Annotated in this window: 22 protein-coding genes; 14 read left to right on the plus strand and 8 right to left on the minus strand. The window is 66.6% G+C overall.

The annotated features are described in order from the left end of the window. Positions 1-224 precede the first annotated feature (224 nt). Positions 225-1415, plus strand: a complete 1191-nt coding sequence (locus tag ACYQ26_RS17935; protein WP_459810251.1) for an SPFH domain-containing protein — start codon at positions 225-227, stop codon at positions 1413-1415. 254 nt (positions 1416-1669) lie between these two features. After that, positions 1670-2293, plus strand: a complete 624-nt coding sequence (locus ACYQ26_RS17940; RefSeq protein WP_459810252.1) for a winged helix-turn-helix transcriptional regulator — start codon at positions 1670-1672, stop codon at positions 2291-2293. A gap of 99 nt (positions 2294-2392) precedes the next feature. Here ACYQ26_RS17940 and ACYQ26_RS17945 read toward each other — a convergent pair whose 3' ends face one another. The 3 genes from ACYQ26_RS17945 to ACYQ26_RS17955 form a co-directional block, all read right to left on the minus strand. Then, complete coding sequence (locus ACYQ26_RS17945; RefSeq protein WP_459810253.1) at positions 2393-3127, minus strand: HAD family hydrolase; 735 nt, start codon at positions 3125-3127, stop codon at positions 2393-2395. A 153-nt stretch (positions 3128-3280) separates the two neighbouring features. After that, positions 3281-3514: a DUF7123 family protein gene (locus ACYQ26_RS17950; protein ID WP_459810254.1), complete on the minus strand. Its 234-nt coding sequence runs from the start codon at positions 3512-3514 to the stop codon at positions 3281-3283. 202 nt (positions 3515-3716) lie between these two features. Continuing rightward, the gene (locus tag ACYQ26_RS17955; RefSeq protein WP_459810255.1) at positions 3717-4238 is read right to left on the minus strand and encodes a DUF84 family protein; all 522 of its coding nucleotides are present in this window, start codon (positions 4236-4238) and stop codon (positions 3717-3719) included. A gap of 219 nt (positions 4239-4457) precedes the next feature. Between ACYQ26_RS17955 and ACYQ26_RS17960 the strand changes: the two genes are divergently transcribed. From ACYQ26_RS17960 to ACYQ26_RS17975, 4 genes are all read left to right on the plus strand, one after another. Then, positions 4458-5447 carry a transcription initiation factor IIB gene (locus ACYQ26_RS17960; protein ID WP_459810256.1) on the plus strand — a complete coding sequence of 330 codons (990 nt, stop codon included), beginning with the start codon at positions 4458-4460 and terminating at the stop codon, positions 5445-5447. A gap of 87 nt (positions 5448-5534) precedes the next feature. Continuing rightward, positions 5535-6221, plus strand: coding sequence for a type I 3-dehydroquinate dehydratase (locus ACYQ26_RS17965; RefSeq protein WP_459810257.1), 687 nt, complete (start codon positions 5535-5537; stop codon positions 6219-6221). A 143-nt stretch (positions 6222-6364) separates the two neighbouring features. Then, on the plus strand, positions 6365-7078 hold the full coding sequence (locus ACYQ26_RS17970; protein WP_459810258.1) for a DUF8054 domain-containing protein: 714 nt from the start codon (positions 6365-6367) through the stop codon (positions 7076-7078). A 129-nt stretch (positions 7079-7207) separates the two neighbouring features. Next, positions 7208-7639: a DUF7575 domain-containing protein gene (locus ACYQ26_RS17975; protein WP_459810259.1), complete on the plus strand. Its 432-nt coding sequence runs from the start codon at positions 7208-7210 to the stop codon at positions 7637-7639. A 40-nt stretch (positions 7640-7679) separates the two neighbouring features. On the opposite strand, the gene ACYQ26_RS17980 is transcribed toward ACYQ26_RS17975, so the two are convergent. Beyond that, positions 7680-8921 (minus strand): 3-dehydroquinate synthase II, encoded by a 1242-nt coding sequence (locus tag ACYQ26_RS17980; RefSeq protein ID WP_459810260.1) that lies wholly within the window; start codon positions 8919-8921, stop codon positions 7680-7682. A 133-nt stretch (positions 8922-9054) separates the two neighbouring features. On the opposite strand from ACYQ26_RS17980, the gene ACYQ26_RS17985 reads away from it, so the two are divergent. Then, complete coding sequence (locus ACYQ26_RS17985; protein WP_459810261.1) at positions 9055-9735, plus strand: HAD family hydrolase; 681 nt, start codon at positions 9055-9057, stop codon at positions 9733-9735. Position 9736: 1 nt separating this feature from the next. On the opposite strand, the gene ACYQ26_RS17990 is transcribed toward ACYQ26_RS17985, so the two are convergent. Both ACYQ26_RS17990 and ACYQ26_RS17995 read right to left on the minus strand, forming a co-directional pair. Beyond that, entirely contained in the window at positions 9737-10276 is a 540-nt protein-coding gene (locus tag ACYQ26_RS17990) for a uroporphyrinogen decarboxylase/cobalamine-independent methonine synthase family protein (RefSeq protein ID WP_459810262.1), read from the minus strand. A gap of 108 nt (positions 10277-10384) precedes the next feature. Beyond that, positions 10385-10969: a SprT family zinc-dependent metalloprotease gene (locus tag ACYQ26_RS17995; protein ID WP_459810263.1), complete on the minus strand. Its 585-nt coding sequence runs from the start codon at positions 10967-10969 to the stop codon at positions 10385-10387. Positions 10970-11062: 93 nt separating this feature from the next. On the opposite strand from ACYQ26_RS17995, the gene ACYQ26_RS18000 reads away from it, so the two are divergent. The 3 genes from ACYQ26_RS18000 (at position 11063) to ACYQ26_RS18010 (ending at position 13767) form a co-directional block, all read left to right on the plus strand. Further along, a complete protein-coding gene (locus tag ACYQ26_RS18000; protein WP_013881487.1) occupies positions 11063-11353 on the plus strand; it encodes a PadR family transcriptional regulator in 291 nt (96 codons plus the stop codon). A 257-nt stretch (positions 11354-11610) separates the two neighbouring features. After that, positions 11611-12615: a cation diffusion facilitator family transporter gene (locus ACYQ26_RS18005; protein WP_459810264.1), complete on the plus strand. Its 1005-nt coding sequence runs from the start codon at positions 11611-11613 to the stop codon at positions 12613-12615. A 648-nt stretch (positions 12616-13263) separates the two neighbouring features. Then, complete coding sequence (locus ACYQ26_RS18010) at positions 13264-13767, plus strand: GNAT family N-acetyltransferase (protein ID WP_459810265.1); 504 nt, start codon at positions 13264-13266, stop codon at positions 13765-13767. Positions 13768-14103: 336 nt separating this feature from the next. Here ACYQ26_RS18010 and gfo6 read toward each other — a convergent pair whose 3' ends face one another. Together gfo6 and ACYQ26_RS18020 are read right to left on the minus strand one after the other, a co-directional pair. Further along, a complete protein-coding gene (gfo6, locus tag ACYQ26_RS18015; RefSeq protein WP_459810266.1) occupies positions 14104-15177 on the minus strand; it encodes a D-xylose 1-dehydrogenase Gfo6 in 1074 nt (357 codons plus the stop codon). Positions 15178-15622: 445 nt separating this feature from the next. Beyond that, the gene (locus tag ACYQ26_RS18020; protein WP_459810267.1) at positions 15623-17131 is read right to left on the minus strand and encodes an alpha-N-arabinofuranosidase; all 1509 of its coding nucleotides are present in this window, start codon (positions 17129-17131) and stop codon (positions 15623-15625) included. A 128-nt stretch (positions 17132-17259) separates the two neighbouring features. On the opposite strand from ACYQ26_RS18020, the gene ACYQ26_RS18025 reads away from it, so the two are divergent. The 4 genes from ACYQ26_RS18025 to ACYQ26_RS18040 all read left to right on the plus strand — a co-directional run bounded on the left by ACYQ26_RS18025 (position 17260) and on the right by ACYQ26_RS18040 (position 21334). Continuing rightward, positions 17260-18033, plus strand: a complete 774-nt coding sequence (locus ACYQ26_RS18025) for an SDR family NAD(P)-dependent oxidoreductase (RefSeq protein WP_459810268.1) — start codon at positions 17260-17262, stop codon at positions 18031-18033. Positions 18034-18224: 191 nt separating this feature from the next. Beyond that, positions 18225-19541 carry an extracellular solute-binding protein gene (locus tag ACYQ26_RS18030; RefSeq protein WP_459810269.1) on the plus strand — a complete coding sequence of 439 codons (1317 nt, stop codon included), beginning with the start codon at positions 18225-18227 and terminating at the stop codon, positions 19539-19541. Positions 19542-19547: 6 nt separating this feature from the next. Then, positions 19548-20471, plus strand: coding sequence for a carbohydrate ABC transporter permease (locus tag ACYQ26_RS18035; protein WP_459810270.1), 924 nt, complete (start codon positions 19548-19550; stop codon positions 20469-20471). Further along, positions 20468-21334, plus strand: coding sequence for a carbohydrate ABC transporter permease (locus tag ACYQ26_RS18040; protein ID WP_459810271.1), 867 nt, complete (start codon positions 20468-20470; stop codon positions 21332-21334). Before ACYQ26_RS18035 ends, ACYQ26_RS18040 begins: the two co-directional genes overlap by 4 nt. The last annotated feature ends 6 nt before the right edge of the window (positions 21335-21340 follow it).

Here is a 21340-nt window from a genome sequence, read left to right on the forward strand (position 1 = left end):
CTCGTCGCAGTGACGGGACGAGGTCTCCGATCCTCGCTGCATTCTCGGCTCCCGTTCGTGCTGCTCGAGCGTCGAGACTCGATTGACGACTAAATCGCAGCTATCCGGATTCTAACTGGCCTGAACGCCGGCAGTGCAGCGTTTCGCTAATAAGTCATCGGCCGGCGTACACATGTCGGTAACTCAAGGGAACGTTTTTCACGGCACCGACACAAGACCGAACCATGGTAGTAGATCTAATACCGCTCCAAGCCACCGGGGGCGCCATCCTGTTCGTCGGCGCCCTCCTGCTCGTCGTCGTCGTCGCCGCCCTCCTCAGCGCGGTCGAGATCGTCGACGCGTACGAGAAGCGCGCGCTGACCGTCTTCGGCGAGTACCGCAAGCTGCTCGAGCCGGGGATCAACTTCGTCCCGCCGTTCGTGTCGAACACCTACCGGTTCGACATGCGAACGCAGACGCTGGACGTGCCCCGCCAGGAAGCGATTACGCGAGACAACTCGCCCGTGACCGCCGACGCCGTCGTCTACATCAAGGTGATGGACGCCAAGAAGGCGTTCCTGCAGGTCGACGACTACAAGCGGGCCGTCTCGAACCTCGCCCAGACCACCCTGCGGGCGGTGCTGGGCGACATGGAACTGGACGACACGCTCAACAAGCGCCAGGAGATCAACGCACGCATCCGTCAGGAGCTCGACGAGCCCACCGACGAGTGGGGGATCCGCGTCGAGTCCGTCGAGGTCCGCGAGGTCAACCCCTCGAAGGACGTCCAGCGCGCGATGGAGCAACAGACCTCCGCCGAGCGGAAACGCCGCGCGATGATCCTCGAGGCCCAGGGAGAACGCCGCAGCGCCGTCGAGAAGGCCGAGGGTGAGAAGCAGTCCGAGATCATCCGCGCTCAGGGTGAGAAGCAGAGCCAGATCTTAGAGGCGCAGGGTGACGCCATCTCGACCGTGCTGCGCGCTCGCTCCGCGGAATCGATGGGCGAACGCGCGATCATCGACAAGGGCATGGAGACCCTCGAGGGGATCGGCCAGAGCGAGTCGACGACGTTCGTCATGCCCCAGGAACTCACCTCGCTGGTCGGCCGCTACGGCAAGCACCTCTCCGGCAGCGACGTGAAAGAGGACGGCACCGAACTCGAGGCCCTCGAGTTCGACGAGGAGACTCGCGAACTGATCGGGCTGGACGACATCTCGGAGATCATCGGTGAGATCGATCAGGAGGCCTCGATGGACGTCGAAGCGATGGAACAGGAAGCCCAGGCGATCAAGGAAGGCGAGGATCCGTCCGAGATCACCGACCCCGACGAGGTCATCGAGGAAATGGATCAGAACTTCCAGGGACAGACTGACGGCGGCACCGACCTCGATGTCGACGCGCCGGTCGACGAGAGCGACGCCGACGCGGACAACTGACGATCGCCGATAGCCCTGACAGCCGCTGACGGTCCCGCCGATTGCTTTGCCGCCCGTCGCCTCTGACGATGACGCGGTACCGCGGGTTCGTCCGTAATTCGATTTTACCGACGGAACCGCACCGCTCGAGCCGACTGCGGCGACCGCGTCGCTCGAGCCGAATTCGCTCACGAATTCGTGACGTTCACGCCTCAGTGAACGAAGCGGAGCGAAACCTGTTTTACGTGTCGGACCCTTTCGAACGGTAGAGAGACATGACATCGTCCGATGGGGTCGACGACAGCAAACGAGCGACCCTGCGCCGGTTCGCCGCGCTCGGTGCCGCGACGCCGATCACCGGAGCCGGCTTCTCCGACTCAGCGGCAGCCGACACGGGCGAGAGCGACGCCCGCGACGCGATCGCCGGCTACCTGTCCACGACGCCCGGCGCCCACTTCTCGAAGATCCGGGACGACCTCCAGCTCGGCACCGGCGAAACCCAACACCACCTGCGCCGCCTCGAGGACGCCGGCGCGATCGAACGGTACCGCGACGGTGACTACAAGCGGTTCGTGACTGCCGGCCGGTTCGACGAGTTCGAAAAGCAGGCGTTGGGCTACCTCCGGCGAGACACGCCCCGGGGCATGCTGATCGAACTCCTACTAAATCCGGACGCGACCGCGGGCGATATAGCCGACGCGCTCGAGGTCTCGGCGCCGACGGTCAGCAAGTACGCCGGGAAACTCGAGGAGGCGGGTCTGCTCTCCCGGGACGACGGATACGCGGTCGAACGCCCAGAGACGGTCATGATGCTCGTCGTGCGCCACGCCGACTCCTTCGGCGACCGGGCGCGGCGGCTGGCGCGGAACGCGGATCAGTTGCTCGAGTACGAAGGCTAAGTCGGGCGGGTCGATCCCATCGGAGTTACTGTTTTCGCTCGGTTTCAGGCGCTGTCGTCGAGACCTGGGTTCGGTCGCTGGACCGGGCCGAAAGCCCCGTTACGCGCGTTCGTCGACGCACTCGAGCGCTAGCTCGAGCAGGTCGGTCAGCGACTCGAGTTCGTAGGTCGCGTCCGGCGGGCAGTCGATGTCACGGTTGTGCGGACGGCGGACGAAGGCCGTCTCGAGGCCGAGTTCGGTTCCGGCGACGACGTCTTTCGGCGAATCGCCGACGTAGAGTCCTCGTCGAGCGCCGGTTCCGCCGCCGGTGCCGTCCGCTCGAGCGCCGTCGGCATCCACCGCGCCGTCGAGTCGCGCGAGCGCGTCTTCGATATAGTACGGATCGGGCTTGCGCCGCCGGTAGCCCTCGATGGTGGGATCGCGACCGCGAACGACGTCGAAGGAGATGTCGACGAAATCGGCGACGAATTTGGCGGTCTCGTGGCGGTTGTTGGTGACGAGTCCGACGGGCGTCTCCGACCGGTCCGCGAGCGTCCGGATCGCGTCGACATCGTCGTACAGCCCGCGCTCGCCGGAGCGCAGCCGCTCGTGGGTCCCTTCGGAGGCGTACCGTTCCTTCAGCTTCCAGAACCGCTCCGGATCGAGGCCGAGTTCGGCACAGCGCTCGCGGATCGCCTCGGTGTCCTGCCCCCTGAGCGCGCGTCGCTGGGCCGGCGTCGGCTCGGCGTCCAGTTCCGCGAGCGCGGCGTCGGCCGCGTCGTCGTACACGCCGGGAGCGGTGCGGGGACCCTCGAGAATGATCCCGTCCATGTCAAAGAGGATCGGCGCCGTCATTCGTGGCGGCTCGTGAATCGCTGCCGCGACTGAAATAGACGGCGGTCGCGTCTCACGACTCGGCCAAACGAAAACGAGAGAATCGGTCGCCGGGCGGGGACTGCCGGCGACGCAGGAGGGTCGATTCGGGAGCGGGTCGCAGCGGGCCCGCGGTTAGACGCTGACCTTCCAGGTCGTACTCGAGGAGTAGCCCCACTTCTCGATCTCGACGTCGTAGTCGCCCTCCTGAATGGCGGTGATGTTCGACCCAACCTCCTTCGCGGTCATCCCGAGCTCCTTCCCGATGATTCGGGATTTGAAGTACGTCTTGGTAGCCGCGTTCTCCCGGAGGTACTGGAGAATACGTCGCTGTTTACTCGTGAGGTCGGATGCCATTGCACTGCTCATACCGATTTCGATGCGAGGGACGCCCTTAGGGGGTTTGGTACGTGCGGTTAACCTGCCGCCCTCTTGCGGTTTTCCCGTCGAGTAATCGTCCGGTAATCGGACGGAAAGGCCGGCTTGGTACGGGCGGTTAATTCATTCGATCTGACGACTATCCGGGCCCGTGATCGGTTTCGATCGGAAAGCGTCGATTACCGGCGCCGGGCTACTCGTACTGGCCGGTCCGGAAGGGGCCGAACGCGCAGGCGACGGCTTGGCCGAGCGCGGTCGCGCGGTCGGTTAAGCCGTCCGTACAGACCCCGATCGCGCCCTCGGACTCGGCGACGCCCGAGGTGTCGAGTTCGTCGTCCATCACCGGCCCGAGTTCCTCCCCCGCCTCGAGGCGGTCCGCGACGCGGTCGGGGAGCCGAAGCGCCGGACCGCCGCCGCGTTCGAGCCGCTCGCCGTCGGTCACCGCCGCCCACATGATCAGCGTCACGCCCGGCGCGCCGTCGAAGCGGGCGACGCCGCCCTCGAGGCCGACGCCGAACTCGTAGTCGGCGCCCGCCTCGGCCAGCGCGCGCCGGGCGCGGTTCTCGGCGCCCGCGACGGTCTCCGCGACGGACCACGGTTGCTCGGGGACGCCCGACTCGACGTCGACGGCGGTGACCGTCGGTTCGAACCGCGCTAGCGTTCGTTCGACCGCGTCGATCTTGACCGGGTTCGTGCTGCCGACTGCGACGTCCATACTCGGGCTTCGAACGACGGCCAATTGGACCCTCCGCTTTGGGAGGTATTCACTACTTCAATGTTATGGTTTCTCATACTCGTTCCTGCGAATTACCGGGTTTCGTGGCGTATCGGATCTCGATTTCGAAACCATTATACCTCGGGTCTCAGAACGGAGTAGGTAACGACTCCGTCCGGACTTTTGCGGTTGGTTCGTCCGGGCAGCACTCGCCATCGTATGACCGACGCACAATCGAACACGAGAGTACGGCGTACCGAACGAGAAACCGACGCGACGACCGAAACCGAAGCGGAAACCGAAGAGAACGACCTCGTCTGCCCGGAGTGTGCGGGCAACCTGGTCGTCGACGACGAACACGGCGAGACCGTCTGCGAAGACTGCGGCCTCGTCGTCGAGGAGGACTCCGTCGACCGCGGGCCCGAGTGGCGCGCGTTCGACGCCGCCGAGAAGAACGAGAAGTCCCGCGTGGGCGCGCCCACCACGAACACGATGCACGACAAGGGGCTCTCGACGAACATCGACTGGCGCAACAAGGACGCCTACGGCAACTCCCTGGACTCGCGCCAGCGCGAGAAGATGCAGCGTCTGCGCAAGTGGAACGAGCGGTTCCGCACCCGCGACTCCAAGGAGCGCAACCTCAAACAGGCGCTGGGCGAGATCGACCGCATGGCCTCCGCGCTCGGCCTGCCGAACAACGTCCGCGAGACCGCCTCGGTCATCTACCGCCGCGCGCTCGAGGAGGATCTCCTGCCCGGACGATCGATCGAGGGCGTCTCGACGTCCTGCGTCTACGCCGCCGCGCGCCAGGCCGGCGTCCCGCGCAGCTTAGACGAGATCGCGGACGTCTCCCGCGTCGAGAAAAACGAGATCGCCCGTACCTACCGCTACGTCGTCCGCGAACTTGGCCTCGAGGTTCAGCCGGCCGACCCCGAGAGCTACGTCCCCCGCTTCGCCTCCGGACTCGAGCTCTCCGACGAGGCTGAACACCGCGCGCGCTCGCTGCTCCAGAACGCCAAGGAGAAGGGCGTCCACTCGGGCAAGTCGCCGGTCGGCCTCGCGGCCGCCGCGGTCTACGCCGCGGCCCTGCTGACTAACGAGAAGACCACGCAGGCCGCCGTCTCGGACGTCGCCGACATCTCCGAAGTGACGATCCGGAACCGCTACCACGAGCTCCTCGAGGCCGAGGAGACGATCGGACTGGCCTGATCGGCGGCGCCGCGAATCGACCTCGCGGACAAGTCCACCGCACGGATCGGTACTGTTTTTCTACCGCCCGTTCTCACCGGGAGTACGATGGGTATCGCATTCGACTCGTTCGTTCTCACCGCCGCGACCGACGACCTGACGGACGAAGCTCGAGCCCGCGACCGCGCGGACGCCGTCGAGTTTCGGATGGACCTGACCAACGCCGACGACGCGCTGGCCGCCCTCGAGACCTACGACGGCGAACTGCCGATCCTCGCGACCAACCGGGCCGCCTGGGAGGGCGGCGAGTGGGTCGGCGACGACGACGAGCGGCTCGCGGTGCTGGCGGAAGCCGCCCGGATCGACGGCGTCGAGGCGATCGACGTCGAACTCGAGTCGCTGCGTTCGGGCGCAGCCGACGACGTGCTCGAGACCGCGCGCGAGCACGACGTCTCGGTCGTCGCGTCGACCCACGACTTCGAGGGGACGCCGAGCGAGGACGCGATGATCGACCGCCTCGCCGAGGCCTGCGAGTACGCCGACGTCGGGAAACTCGCGGTGACCGCGCACGACCGATCGGACTCGCTGGCGGTGCTGTCGGCGACCCACCGGCTCACCGAGGACGGGAAGACGGTCGCGACCATGGCGATGGGCGAGGCCGGCAGCCACACGCGGGCCGTCGCGCCGCTGTACGGCTCGCGGATCGGCTACGCGCCCGTCGACCCCGCCGAGGCCACGGCGCCGGGCCAGTACGATCTCGCGACGCTCTCGCGACTAGTGTCGGAGCTCGAGTGACCGGAATCGAGTGAGCGCCCGCGGCCGGACCGACGGTTCTCGGCCGATACGACCGGCTGACCGCGGTCAACCGCCCGTTTGCTGCCGGCGTTCGTGACGGTAACAGCTGCATACCAATAGGTAGCCCCGGCACACGGGAGCGTATGGACTCGACGAGTACGGGGCGTCTCGATCTCCTCCGCGAGGCGGCGGCCGCAGTCGGAGGGGGCGGGGCGGCGTCCGTCTTCGGCAGTGACGGCCGGGACGGGGACGGCGGCGCTCTCGACGCCGAGGCCGGGGCCGGGACCGGAACTGCATCCCCATCCGCGTCGTCGTCGCGGGCCGAATTGCTCCTCCGCTCGATCGGCGTCGTCGCGACGCCGCCGGGATCGGCGCCGCTCCGCCTCGAGCCGGCGTTCGAGACGGCCCGCCGAGAGCAACTGCGCGAGATCCGAGCGCAGGACGCCCAACGCGAGGTGCTCGCGGCGCGGCTCGAGACCGCGCCCGGTCGAGTGACGCTCGCGGTCACCGCGGACGGGTTCGTGGCGACCCGCGGCGACGAGCGGGTCGGCTGCTGGCCGTCGAACGCGGCCTTCCTCGCGGATCTGGCGGCCGCGGAGACGCTGGACGACCGCCGGCCGGACTGGCGGACCCTCGAGTCGGACGAGCGGGGCGTCGTACTGACCGCGCTGCGGCTGTTTCTCGATCGGTGTCCGAACTGCGACGGCGCGCTCGTCGGCACCGACGCGGGGGAGGCGACGGGCGACGAACTAGCGGCCCCGGGAACCGCACGAAGTGATCGAACCGGCGCGGAACGCGGCGTGTCCCTCGAGTGTGCGTACTGCGGCGTGATGCTGGTCCGGGAGCCGTACGACTGACGCGACTGACGGGCAGGCCGACTCCGGCCTCGGCCGGCGGCCGAGCGGCGACCGAGCCCGCTCACGGGCTCGGGGGCGAATCGTCTCGGAATCGGAATGTTAACCAGTCGGCTCGCCTAGTGTCCGACCATGACATGGTTTCGTGCGCTCCTCGCCGGGGCCCTCTCGATCCTCTTTCCCGGTGCGGGACACGCGCTCCTGCGGGACTGGCTCCGCGCGGTCGTCTTCGCGGGGCTGTATCTCTCCGCGATCGCGATCTTCCTCCCGACTGAGCAACTCGCCGCGGCCGAAACGATGGCCGACGCCGTAACGATCGTCGGTAACATGGACTCGACGGGCCAGTTCGCCGTCTCGTTTATCGGGCTGTTCGCGGCGATCGACGCGGCGTTCCGCTCGCTCGGTTTTCCGCCGACCGGGTCGGGAACGGGTTCGGGTTCGAGCGACGGCTCGACCTGTCCGGAGTGCGGCAAGGAACTCGACGAAGACCTCGAGTTCTGTCACTGGTGTACGACGCGCCTCGAGCCGGCCGACCGCGAGGACGCGGACCCGAGCGAAGCCTGAGTGAAAATCGGCCGACCCGCGAGCCGTCCGCGACCGTCCGTTACTTCTCGATGATGCTCTCCTCGACGGCCTCGCCGAAGTGTCGCGCCGTGTCCTCGTAGTACAGCAGTAGTTCGTCGCCGGCCTCGAGGTCGGTCACCGCCTTGCGGCCCTCGTCGGAGGCGACCTTGATCGTCTCGGCGTTCTGGAGCAGCGTCTCGACGCGGTCGCCGTCCTGGGTCTCGAGGGCGACCCGGAACATCGGTCGCTGCTCGATCTTGACGCGGCCGACGATGGCCTCGCGGGTGTTGCCGTCGGTGTCGACGACCTGCACCTCGTCGCCGCTTTGCAGTTCCGAGAGGTACTTCGTGCCGCCGTCGGGCGTGCGGACGTAGGCGTGGACCGCACCCGCGTTGACCCGGAACGGTCGCGAGGCGACGTAGGGCGATTCGGCGGTCTCGGCGTGGACGAAGACCAGCCCGCGGGCCATCGAGCCGACGAGCATCCCCTCGTCGTGCTCGAGCAGGCTCCCCGTATCGATACAGACGCGATCGGCGCTGCCGACCCGCTCGACGTCGAGCACCTCGGCGTACTCCAGCTCGAGGGTCTCGCGCTCGGCCTCGTCGCGGACCTCGACGGTCTTGCGGATCTCGTCGGGGTCGCTCGAGTCCAGCAGGACGGAGTCGGCGCCGATCTCCAGCGTCTCGAAGGCCGTCCGCGCTTCCTCGGCGCTGGTGACGCCCGCCACGAGGTCGGTCTCGTCGCCGATCCGGGCGATCAGGTTCTCGAGGGGGATGATCGTCCAGTCCTCGCCGATGACGATCGTGTGGTCGGCCTCCTGGGCCGCGGTCTCGGCGAACTTCTCGTACTCGGTGTCGAGGATGCGGACGTACGCGCCCCGCTCGAGGTCGGGGTCGCCGTCTCGACGGAGCGTCGAGAGGTCCGCGGAGCCGGAGAGGTCCTCGGGCATGTCGATCGTCGCGTCGCCCTCGCCGTCTTTGCCGACGACGACGGCGTCGGGTTTCGCGGCCGACCCGCCGTCCGCGTCCGTGTCGCCGACGTCTTCGATGACGTCCTCGGCGTCCCCGTCACCTTCGGCGTCGTCGACGAGGGTCACGTCGCCGTTCGTCCGAAACGCCGCGACGTTGATGTCGCCGAGTTCGCGCACGCGTTCGACGTCGTCCTCGTCGACCAGTACCCAGTCGGCGCCCGCCTCGAGCGCGGCGGTGATCCGCTCGCGGCGCTCGTCCCAGTCGCCGACGGTGTCGTCGGCCTTGATCCAGACGGATCGTGTCCGTGTCATGCATCGACGGTCGAAGGGAACCGGCTTGAACGTGGCGAATCGCGCAGGCCGATCGCCGGGACCGTCGCCGACCGGGACGGCGCGGTCACATCCGTCGAAACGTTAAGAACGCGCTCGACCCAACTAGAAGTAGATGTCCGGCTACGACGCGATCTGTTTCGATCTCGATCACACCCTCTGCGAGCCGACCCGCGATCCCGCGGCGCTGCTCGAGGCGGCCGTCGACCGCGCCGGCTGCGAGCAGTTCTGTACGCCGGCCGACCTCCGCGCCGCGATACCCGACCTGCCGACGGCCGAGTCGGACCTGGAGTTCTACGAGCACCTGTTTACCGAGGTCGCGCGCCGCGCCGACCGCGACGTCGACCCCGAAACGCCGTCGCGGCTCGCGCGAGCCTACCTCGAAGAAACGGACCCCACCGCCGTTCAGTTTCGGCCGGGCGCCGAACGGGCGCTCGAGCGCGCCCGCGAGCGCGGGCAGGTCGCACTGATCACCAACGGCGGACGCGAGACGCAGACGCAGAAGTTGCGGGCGCTCGGGATCGAGGACACCTTCGACGTGCGCGTCTTCACGGAACCGAGCGCGGGGATCCACCCCAAACCCGACGCGGCGCCGTTCGAGCACGCGCTCGCCGAACTCGAGGCGACGCCCGACGGCACGATCCACGTCGGCGACTCGCTGCACGCCGACGTTGCGGGCGCGAACGCGATGGGCCTCGATTCGGCGTGGATTGCAACCGACGGCGGGGTCGACCGCGGCGAGCACCGGCCGACGTACGAACTGCCGTCGCTCGAGGCCTTCGAGACGATCGTCTGAGTTAGTCCGAGTCGGCCGGCAGCAGATCGCTGTGGACGACCGCACGGTACTGACTCTCCGTCGCCTCCTCGAGGCGGGTCACCAGCGCCGCCGCCTCGTCGAAGTCCTCGGGCAGTTCGAACGGGTCGTCGTCGTCCTCGTCGCGCCGTCGACAGACCGTGAGGAACGACGCCAGCGTCGAGTACGTGCCCGGGCGGGCGTAGACGACGCCGACGCCGTCGGCCACCTGCTCGCGCCAGTGGTCGATCACCGGTTCGGCCTCGAGTCGCGGCCGTCGCTTCTGCTCGGCGAGTTCGCCCGCGTCGATCTCCCCCTCGCCGAGCGCGTCGTCGAAGACGGCCTGCAGTTCCTCCGTGTTCTCTTCGATGTACGGCGCGTCCGCCTCCGCCTCGATCAGTCGCTGGAAGGCCTCGAGCTCCGCGGATCGAGCCGCGACGGGGTAGACGAAGTCGTGGTTCTCCTTCGGCAGCTTGTAGGATTTGCCCTCGACGCCCTGTTCGCCGGGGCCCGAATGGCCGAGCATCAACTCGAGAAGTCCCATAGGTAATACAGGTTCTGTGAGGCGAATAAGTGTTCCGCGGTCGATGCGGTGCGCGCTCTCTCGGCCCACGGTCGGCTCGCCGTCGGCCCGCGCATCGACTCCGCCGCCTTACCAGTCGTCCCCGAGCGCCGCCTTCGCGCCGCCGTACTCGCTCGCGGTCGCCCACGTCCGCCCGCTCTCGACGTGTTCGACCTCGTAGGCGGCGCCGCAGCTCCCGCACCGGTACCGCTCGGGGGCCTTCACCGGCCGCGAAGCGCGGTGGCGCGTCGCGCGCCAGTCGCAGTCGTCCGCGCGACAGCGGAGGACGTACCGCGGCTCCGCGAACGCCCGGCAGTGACGCGGCGCCTCGAGGTCGGCCGCTCGGTCGCGAAACCGCGGGCCGTGCCCCGACTCGCCGAACCGCTGGAACTCCCAGGCGTGGACGAGTTCGTGGCGCACGACCGCTGCGAACTCCGGCCAGTCGTAGCGCTCGTAGGCCCGCCGCGCGAGGACGATCGTCGCGACCTCGCGATCGCGGTCCCACCGACACGCCCCCGCGCGCCGGCGGGCGCGAGCCGAGACCGTCCACTCGAGCGCCTCGAGATCGACGGGGAGGTCGTACTCCCCGCCGTCCTCGCCGGCGACCTCGCGGGCGTGAATCCGCGCGCGGGCGACGATCTCGTCGTCGATCGTGAGCGGTTCCCCGTCGGACACGGGCCGACGATCGGCCGGCCGTACCGAATTTCTTCCGATCCCGGCCGCGTCTCGACCGGTTTATTTATGTCCCTGATACAACAACGTTCGGATATGTACGATTTAACGGGGTTCCAGCGCGACCTGCTGTACGTCATCGCCGGGCAAGACGAGCCACACGGCCTCGCGATCAAGGAGGAACTCGAGGACTATTACGAGACGGAGATCCACCACGGCCGCCTGTATCCGAATCTCGACACGATCGTCGACAAGGGCCTCGTCGAAAAGGGCCAGGCCGACCGACGGACGAACTTCTATACGCTCACCCGCCGCGGCAGACGCGAACTGGAGGCGCGACGCGACTGGGAACAGCAGTACGTCGCCGACCTGTTCGAGGACGACTGACCGACCCCGCGCGTCGACGACGGCATCCGCTTCTCGCATCCCCGTCGCCGGCCCGACTCGCAGCTTCTGCTTCCGCTTCTGATCTCGCCCCTTCGAACCGCCCTCCACGGGATGACCCGCTTCGATTCCCGCCTCGAGAGTCCGTCGATCGGCCTCGTTTTAACAACTGATTGCCATTCAGTTGTTAATTAGTAACGAAATACGGCGCGTTTACAACAGCTACGATAATAAGATTCGCGCCCGAAGCGACGGCAACGATGAGCGATCACGAGTCGGCGCGCTCCCGTCGCAGAGGGGACCGCGGTCGCGGGCAGGAGGAGGGTCTGGACGATCGCGACCACAGCCACGGCCACGACCACGATCGCGACCACGGCCACGATCACGGCGCCTCGTCGACCAGCAGCCGCAAACTCGCCGCCGTCTCCGCGATCAACCTCCTCGGATTCGTCGCCGAGCTCGCGGGCGGGCTCCTGTTCGGGTCGGTCGCGCTCATCAGCGACGCGTTCCACATGCTGTTCGACGCGCTCGCGTACGTGATGGCCTTCGCCGCGTCGCACGTCGCCGAATCCTACGGCGACGAGGGGCGCTGGTCGTACGGACTCCACCGCCTCGAGCCGCTCGCGGCCTTCCTCAACGGCGTCCTCCTGCTCCCGATGGTCGGGTTCATCCTCTGGGAGTCCTACCAGCGGTTCCTCGAGCCGGTCGCCATCGGGACCGGGCCGACGCTCGTCATCGCCGCCGGCGGGCTCGCGGTCAACGTCGGCTCGATCTACGTGTTACACGGCGGCGAGATGAGCCTCAACGAGCGGGGCGCCTTCTACCACCTGCTGGGCGACGCCGGCGGCTCGATCGCCGTCATCGTCTCGACGCTCGTCATCGAACTGACCGGCTTTCGCATCGTCGACCCGCTCACCGCCGGTCTCATCGCGCTCGTCGTAACGTGGTCCGCCGTGAACGTGCTTCGCGGCAGCAGCGCGATCTTCCTCCACCGGACGCCGTTCGACCGGGACGCGGTCCGGGCCGCGCTCGCGGACGTCGACGGCGTCACCGGCGTCGACGACCTCCACGCCTGGCAGGTCTGTAGCCGGATCACGGTCGCCACCGTCCACCTCGAGACGGACGCCGAGACGATGGCGGACGCGGAGGCGGTGACGCGGCGGGTCCACGCCGAACTCGACGCCCGCGGGGTCGATCACGCGACCGTCGAACTGTGTCCGGCGTACGACGAGCGCGAGGTTCACCTCAACGCTCACTGCCACTGACCGGAGGAACGGATCCGGCATCCGCCGGTCCGCGACTCGGGCATCGAATCGGTCGAGCGGATCGAGGTATCGCGCTGCACCGACGGTCGGCGTCCCGGCGCTCGCCCGCTGCCGTATAATATACGATACCCTACGTATATAGGAACCTACTAGATATGTGATGGATATTCGGAGGCCGACGACACGCGTCCAATCCCCGATCGCATCCGCGTAGCGTACCCGGTACAGAGCAGTTTCTGCGGCTCGAGAACCCGAGATACGGCCGAATCCGATCGAAATCCGATTCCCGCGGCTGTTTCCGGTTCACAGTCGGGCGCCATCGTCGGCAGGGCCGACGACAATTCGACGAACGATCGAATCGACGACTCGGAACCCGAAAACGGAGCGATTGAATCGCTCGAGCGGTCGTCGGGATTCGCCCACCGATCGGATCGCGGTCGTCATTGGAATAACCGAGCAGTCTGTTCGAGCAGTTTATCTATTATCTCATAGTATTATCGAGAGCAGAGATATCGTCCTGACGACCGGCGACGAGCCGGGCGACCGACGATCGCACCGCCGTGACGGGGCCGCGCCTCGACCTGCGGTCGCTCCCAGAAGCCGGGAATGCGGGGTGCCCTTAGGACCGTGCCGAGACAAGCGTCTCGTATGTCCGCCGCCGACCACCGGACGTCGCTTCCCCGCCCGCCGAAGACGTTCACCGACCGCGAGGGGCGCACGATCACCGTCAACGAGTACGACGGCGATTCCGGGCCGCTGCGGGAGATGTACTCGCACTTCGACGACGACTCTCGGGCGCAGGGACTCCCGCCCAGAAGCGACCGACGGATCGCGGAGTGGATCGCGGAGTTGCTCGAGGACGGCCTGCACGTCGTCGCGCGCCACCGAGGCGACGTCGTCGGCCACGCCGTCCTGGTTCCGTACGATTCGACGTCGGAGCTCGCGATCTTCGTGAGGCCGACCTACCAGTCCGCCGGTATCGGGACGCACCTCATCCGGTGTTTGCTCGGTCACGGGCGCGCAAACGGGCTCTCGCACGTGTGGCTCACCGTGGCCCGGGGGAACCGCATCGCGATGAACCTCTATCGGTCGGCCGGCTTCGAGATCACCGAGCGGGACCGGGGCGAGTACGAGATGGAACGAGCGCTGTAGGACGAAATATATTGATTCTGTTAGGACTGGTTTACTGTATACTATCTGGTATAGATCGACCGAGGTCCTTCTCGCGGAGCCCGAATTCGACTCGGTGAATTCAATCGAAGATATTTGACCGTTCGATCTACTAATATCCCGAATGCTCGAAGATCAGAATCAATACGCCGAATAGTCGGCGATAGTTCGTGACGGGATATGTGGGGATAGAGGATTCCGGATCGAGGCCTCGGTAAATCGTATATTCTCGATTAGTGGTAAAAACTAGTTTAGTGGCGGTCGACGAATCGTCAGCGCAGCCGAGACGAACGGGATTCCGGTCCCGCGGCCTCGAGTTCAGATGTCGACGGGTTCGTCCCGCTCGGCGGCCTCGTGGATCGCCTCGATCGTTCGGAGATCCTCGAGCCCGTGGCGGCCGTCCGGAAGGATCGGCTCGTCGCCGAGCACGCGGTCGGCGAAGTAATCGAACTCCTCGCGCATCTCCTCGACTTCGGTGAAGTCGGTGTCCTCGATCGTCGCCTCCACGCTGCCCGATGAGAGGTGCAGCGTGGCTTCGCCGTGGAACGCGGGCGAGAGCTCGATGAGGCCGTCGGTGCCGATGATCTTGAGTTCGGTGTCCTCCTGGGCGTGCTGGCTCGTCGTACAGACCAGCGGCACGTCGTCCTCGAGCGTGAGGGTGAACGTGGCGTACTGGTCCGGGACGTCGTCGAACGCCTCGTGCGGCGATGACATGCGAGCGTCGGCCCGCACTGGGTCCCGCTCGAGGAGGAATCGCGCGGTGTTGATCGGGTAGATTCCTAGGTCCATCACGGACGTCCCGTAGCCGGTGATATCGGAGTTCAGGCGCCACTGATCGGGATCGGGGATCATCTCGAGGAGCGGCTGGGTGTTGTTGCCGTAGACCTGCGTCGGCTCGCCGATGAACCCGTCCGCGATGAGTTCCTTGGCGCGGCGGACGGCGGGTTCGGTGTGCATCCGGTAGGCCGTCATCAGCGGGATGTCGCCGTCCTCGGCCGCTTCGACCAGCCGCTCGGCGCGCTCGACGGTCGCCTCGAGGGGCTTCTCGCAGAGGACGGCCTTGTCGAGCTCGGCCGCGGTTTCGACGTACTCGAGGTGGTAGGCGTTGGGGGTGCCGACGTAGACGGCGTCGTACTCGTCGGCTGCGGCGCCGTCGTGGTACTCGTCGTACGTGATCCCGCGCTCGGCGCCGTGGCGGTCGGCCAGCCGCTCGGCCTTCTCCGCGGACGAACTGACGAGCACCGCGGTCTCGCAGTAGTCCGCCTGCTCGATCGCGGGGATGACGACGTCGACGGTCCACCACCCGAGGCCGATCAGCGCGAACCGAACCGTGCCGTCGGCCGTCGTTTCCCAGTCCCGCTTCGAGAATTCCGTGATCATCGTGGCGTCCATACGCGACGTTTTGCGCGACGTGAATAAAATCGTTCGGTGCCGCGGCGACGACGGCGCCAGCGGACCGCGGACGAGCGTGCGTGCGGGACGGAATCGCGACGCGGCGTTTCTTGATCGGAAACGGATTCGACACCGCAGTCATTTTTACTACAGTACGTTTGTAATAGCCTGCGTCGTATGAAATCGATAATGATGGAAAATACCGGCCGTAACCGCCGAGTAGATGCGTTTCTGACTGAGAAACGAACGCTCGAGAGCGCCGCTCCGGGACTGACTGCTTCGAGCAGAGTGAAGGACACGAACGCAACGGCGGACGCAGTCGGTCGTACTCGGCCGACGGGCGGCGCAACTAGTCCCTGGCGACGGTTCGACGGTCGAGTCGGCCGCGACCGAACGCGGTTCGATCCCGCGACCGGCAAACGGCCTTCCGACCGTGCGACAGCGCTTACTCGATCGAGACCGCGGCGACGGTGGCGGGAGGCAGTTCGACCTCGATAGCGGAGCCGTCCGCCGGGACCGCGAGCTCGTCGGCGGCAAACTCGTCGGCGTTGTGCTTGGTCACCGCGTAATCGGGCTCCTGGCCCGCAAACAGGATTTCGCCGGCGATGTCCCCCTCGTTCAGCTCGGTTCCCTCGAGGGAGAGCTCGATGGTCTGTTCGCTGCGGCAGTCGAGGTTGGTGAGGGTGACGTAGGTGGCGTCGTCGCCGACGGAGGCGGAGGCGCCGACTAGCGGGAGCTCGCGGTCGGATTCGTCGTCGACGACCTCGCGGGTGGGCGTGTCGACGGAGGTGCGGACGGCCTCGTTGCCCTTGTGCGGCGCGTAGAGGTCGAAGACGCGGTAGGTGGGGCGGGCCCAGGCGTCGTCCTCGTCGGTCTCGACGAGACACTGGAGGACGTTGACCGTCTGGGCGATGTTAGTCATCGTCACCACGTCGCTGTTGTTGTTGAAGATGTCAAGCACTGCGGCCGCCGAGAGCGCGTCGAACACCGTCCCCTCCTGCTCGAGGCCGTTGTCGGCGGTGGCCTCGGGGTGCCAGGTGCCCCACTCGTCGATGATGACGCCGATGTCGCGGGTGGTCGCGACCGCGTTGATCGCCCCGGCCATCCGCTCGATGTGCCGTTCCATCTCGAGGGCGTCGGCGAGCATGCGGTCGTACTTCTCGTCGTCGGCCTCGGCGACGTTCGTCCCGCGGCCGTAGTAGTGGTGCAAGGTGAGGTGATCCAGCGGGAACTCCGCGCCCCACGGCGACTCGTTGATCTCCTCTAAGAAGCGGCGGTTCCACTCGTGACCTTCGAACCCGCAGGCGATCAACTCGAGGTCGTGATCGAACATGAGGTTCGATTGGGTACCGACGTAGGTGGCGTATCGGCGGTACTCACGGGCGTACTGTTCGGGGCTCATCTGGCCGCCACAGCCCCAGTTCTCGTTGCCCAGGCCCCAGTACTTGACGCCGTAGGGCTCCTCGCGACCGTTCTCGCGGCGGCGGTCGGCCAGTTCCGTGTCGCCGTCGTAGTTACAGTACTCGACCCAGTTGGCCGCTTCCTGGGGACTCCCCGAGCCGACGTTCGCCGCCAGATAGGGTTCGGTCCCGATCCGCTCGCAGAGCTCGAGGAACTCGTCGGTGCCGAAGGAATTGGGTTCCTCGGGCTTCTCCTCGGGGCCCTGGGCCCAGAAGAGGTTCCGACGGCGCGGGCGCTCCTCTTGCGGGCCGACGCCGTCTTCCCAGTGGTAGTCGTCGGCGAAACAGCCGCCCGGCCACCGCAGCACCGGCAACTCGAGGTCCTCGAGGAGGGAGACGGTATCCTCGCGGAAGCCGTCCTCGTCAGCGCTATCGGCGTGCCAGATGCCGCCGTAGATACACCGCCCCAGATGTTCGGCGAAGTGGCCGTGGATCTCGGGCGCGATCTCGTCGATAGTCGCCGCAGTATGGACTGTGATCTGCGCGTCAGTCATGCACTAACCCGGTGTTTGTAGATGTCACTAATAATACTTCGGTTCCCGGCGGCCCTCGCGCGACGGGACCGACGGCCGGCCGTTCGTTCATGAAAACGTTCATGATGGTCGCTGTGCTCGCCCGACACATGGACGAGTACACGCATACTCCGGTCACCGTTGCTGACAAGCGCACCGTCGTCGTCGGCGGCACGAGCGGGCTCGGGCAGGCGATCGCCGTCGGGTTCGCCGCCGACGGCGCGGACGTCATCGCGACGAGTCGCTCCGAGGACGCGGTCGACGAGACGGCCGACCTGCTCGAGGAGCGGGGCGCGACCACGGCCCGGGTCACCTGCGACGTCACCGACCCCGAGTCGCTCGAAAACCTCCGCGAGGTCGCCGAGGAAACGCTTGGCGGAATCGACGTCGTCGTCTCCTCGGCGGGGGCGATCTCGCGGGACACCGTCGTCGACATCAGCGAGGACGAGTGGGACTTCGTCACCGACGTCCAACTCGACGGCGTGCGGCGGATCACGCAGGCGTTCGCGCCCGCGATGAACGAGGGCGGCAGCATCATCAACATCTCCTCGCTCGCTGCGCGGCTCTCGATGGCGAACCTGCCGGCGTACTCGGCGGCGAAAGGCGCCGTCGAGGCGTTCACCCGAGCGTCGGCCAAGGAGCTCGCGCCGGAGATTCGGGTCAACGCGATCGCGCCCGGCTTCTTCATCACGCCCCAGAACGAGGACACCTACGCTGAGGGGACCGAGAAGCGCGAACGGATCGACGAGCGGACGCCGCTGGGTCGGGTCGGCGAGCGCGAGGAACTCATCGGCGCGGCGATCTACCTGGCGAGCGACGCGTCCTCGTTCGTCACCGGCGAGGTGCTCACCGTCGACGGCGGGTTCGCAGACAGCGCGTTCTAAGGCCGAACTCGAACGGATTGACCGGCGGCGTGGCGCGATCGGTTCGCGGTCGTGCGCCGCACGTAGCCGCGTCGCTGCCGGTCAATCGCGCCGACGAGGCGACAAAACGGGATTTTTCGAGGGGCCGTGTCGGATTATTCTAGTCGTACTGACCGGAAGATACATGTATTATGTTTAATTCATACTGTTGTATGCCAATGTGCAACACCAACAGGGGTGAGACCGCGTCACCCCCTCCCGACGGCTGTTCGTCGCGCCGGGTCAGCCGCCGTCGCGTACTGCAGGCGACGGGGGCCGCCGGGCTCACCGGTATCGCCGGCTGTACGGGCTACGTCGGTAGCTCGCGGGACGGCGTCGAGTACTGGACGCTCTTCGGCGGCGGCGACGGGACCGTCATGAAGGCGATGGTCGACGAGATCAACGCGAGCGACGAGTACGACCTCCACATTAACCGCCAGCGAGTGCCGTGGGACGAACACTACGGCCGGCTCTACACGTCGATGGTCGGCGGCAACCCGCCGGACGTTGCGGTGATGCACTCGCGGATGATGCGGGACTACCAGAACAGTCTCGTCCCGGTCACCGACGAGATCGGCACCGATCCGTACCTGGAGGAGGTGGCGGACGGCGGCGTCGTCGACGGCGAACAACTCGCCGTGCCGCTCGACACCCACCCGTTCGGGCTCTACTACAACAAGGAGATCTTCGAGGAGGCCGGGCTCGATCCGGAGGACCCGCCGAACACCGCCGAACGGTTCTACGAGTGCGCCAACGCGATCGTCGAGAACACGGACTACTACGCCTTCGACTACTTCGAGGGCGAGTTCCATGCCGAGACGATGCGAATGCTGTTGCACAGCCGCGGCGGGCAGATCCTGACCGACGATTACGAACCCGCTTTCGACACGGAGAACGGCCACGACGTCGTCCAGGAGATGCACGATTGGGTGTACGAACACGAGTGGGCGCCCGTCGATCCCACGACCGGCTGGAACGCCTGGAACCGCGGCGAAGTCGGCATGAAACTCGAGGGAACGTGGCACATCAGTATCGTCCGCGAGGCGGGCTTCGAGTTCGGGCTGACCGAGCCGTTCATCATGCCGGAGTCGACCAGCCCCGTGACGGTCGGCGACAGCCACATGCTGATCATTCCCGAGAGCAAGGATCGCGATCAGGAACGGCTCGAGGACGCGATCCAGACCGTCCGGCTGCTCACCCAGGAGTTCAACGATCGGTGGGGGGCCGAAGCCGGCCACCTCCCCGCCAGCCGGAGGGCGGTCGAGAGCGACACCCTGCGGGAATCGGACACCTGGGAGCAGACCCTCGAGACGTTCTACGGCATGGTGGAGAACGATCAATTCATTCGACCGCCGGCGACGCCGAACGTCGAGCAGTACACCGAGGAGATCTACCAGCCGCTCGACGACATGCGGGCCGGAAACATCGATCCGCCGGCGGTCATCGAGACGGCCGAGAAAGGCGTTCGACAGACGTTCAATAGAGGGTAACTACCCATGGCACAAGCACAACAAACCGAGACGGACGCGACGAACGCGAGTGCGGACGAATCGGACGGCCTGACGTCGTCGTCGCTCCGCGAGTTGGTCGCCGGCGTCACCTTCGCGCTTCCCTACGTCCTGATCGCCGGCACGTTCCTGTTCGGGCCGTTGCTCCTGGCGCTGTACATGAGCTTCCACGACTGGAACGCGCTCGAGCCGGCCCAGTCGCAGTTCATCGGCCTCGAGAACTACCGGATCCTGCTGTCGGATCCGGACTTCTGGAACGCCCTGCGAAACACCGTCTACTTCGTCGTCCTGACGGTCCCGCCGATCATTGTCGGCTCGCTGCTGCTCGCGCTCGGCGTCAACCGCGACGTTCGGGGCAAGTGGCTGCTGCGGACGATCTTCTTCAGCCCGTACGTGCTGACCGTCGCGGTCGTCGGGCTGCTGTGGACGGAGATCTTCAACGCCTCCGGGCTGGTCTCGTACTACATCGGCGGCGGCAACTGGCTGACCGACCACCAGCTCGCGATGCCGGCGATCGCCATCGCGACGATCTGGTGGCAGCTCGCGTTCAACTTCATCATCCTGCTGGCCGCGCGCCAGAACGTCCCCGACCGGCTCTACGAGGCGGCGAAACTGGACGGCGCGAGCACCTGGCGGATGATGCGGGACGTGACGATCCCGCAGATGCGAAACCCGTTGATCTTCGTCGTCATCGTCACCTTCGTCAACTCCTTCCAGGTGTTCGGCCAGCCGTACATCATGACCGACGGCGGCCCGTCGTTCTCGACGACGACGGTCGTCCTCTACCTCTACGAGACCGCCTTCACCGGCCGGGAGTTCGGCTACGCCGCCGCGGTCGGCTACGTCCTCTTTATGATCCTGATCGCCGTCTCCGCGACCAACTACTACTTCCTCACGGGTGATGACCAATGAGCGTCGAATCGAAATCGGTCCTCGAGAACGTCTCGCTGTCGAACACCCGACTCCGAACGATCGCCCTGTACGTCGGGCTCTACGGGACGGCGGCGCTGTTCCTGCTCCCGTACTGGTACATGTTCGCGACGTCGTTCATGACGCGCGATCTGGTCTACGCCGAGGTGCCGTACCTGATCCCGTGGGACCTGACGCTGTACTGGTACGAGTACCTGCTGGCGAACTCGCTGATCGTCCAGTGGACGGTCAACACGGTCATCCTGGCCGGGATCACGACGGCGGTCGTGATCGCGGTCGACGCGATGATCGCGTACTCGCTGACCCGACTGGACTGGCCCGGCCGACGGGCCGTCTTCGCGGTCATCGTGGCGAGTTTCATGGTACCGGGGATCATCAACCTCGTGCCGGTCTACATCATCGTGAGCGAACTCGGCCTGGTCAACTCCCTCTGGGGCGTCGTGCTTCCAAGCGCCGCCAATCCGCTGGGGGTGTTCATGCTCGTGCAGTTCTTCAAGGACATCCCCGAGGAACTCGAGGAGGCGGCCCGTCTCGACGGGTTCTCGCGCCTGCGGATCTTCACCCACATCGTGTTGCCGCTGATGCGGTCGGCCCTGGCGGCGCTGGGGCTGTTCATCTTCATCTGGACGTGGAACGCCTTCGTCTGGCCGCTGCTGATCTTCCAGAGCGACGCGATGTACACGCTGCCGATCGGGCTGGTGACGCTGCAGGACAACCTCGGGGCCACCGAACCCGGCGTCATCATGACCTCGGCGGTCGTCGCGTCGGTGCCGCTCCTGTTGGTGTTCCTGGTGATGCAGCGCCACCTCGTCCGGGCCGTCGAAATGCAGGGGACCACGAAGTGATCCACG

It is taken from the genome of Halopiger thermotolerans (genome assembly GCF_054654555.1).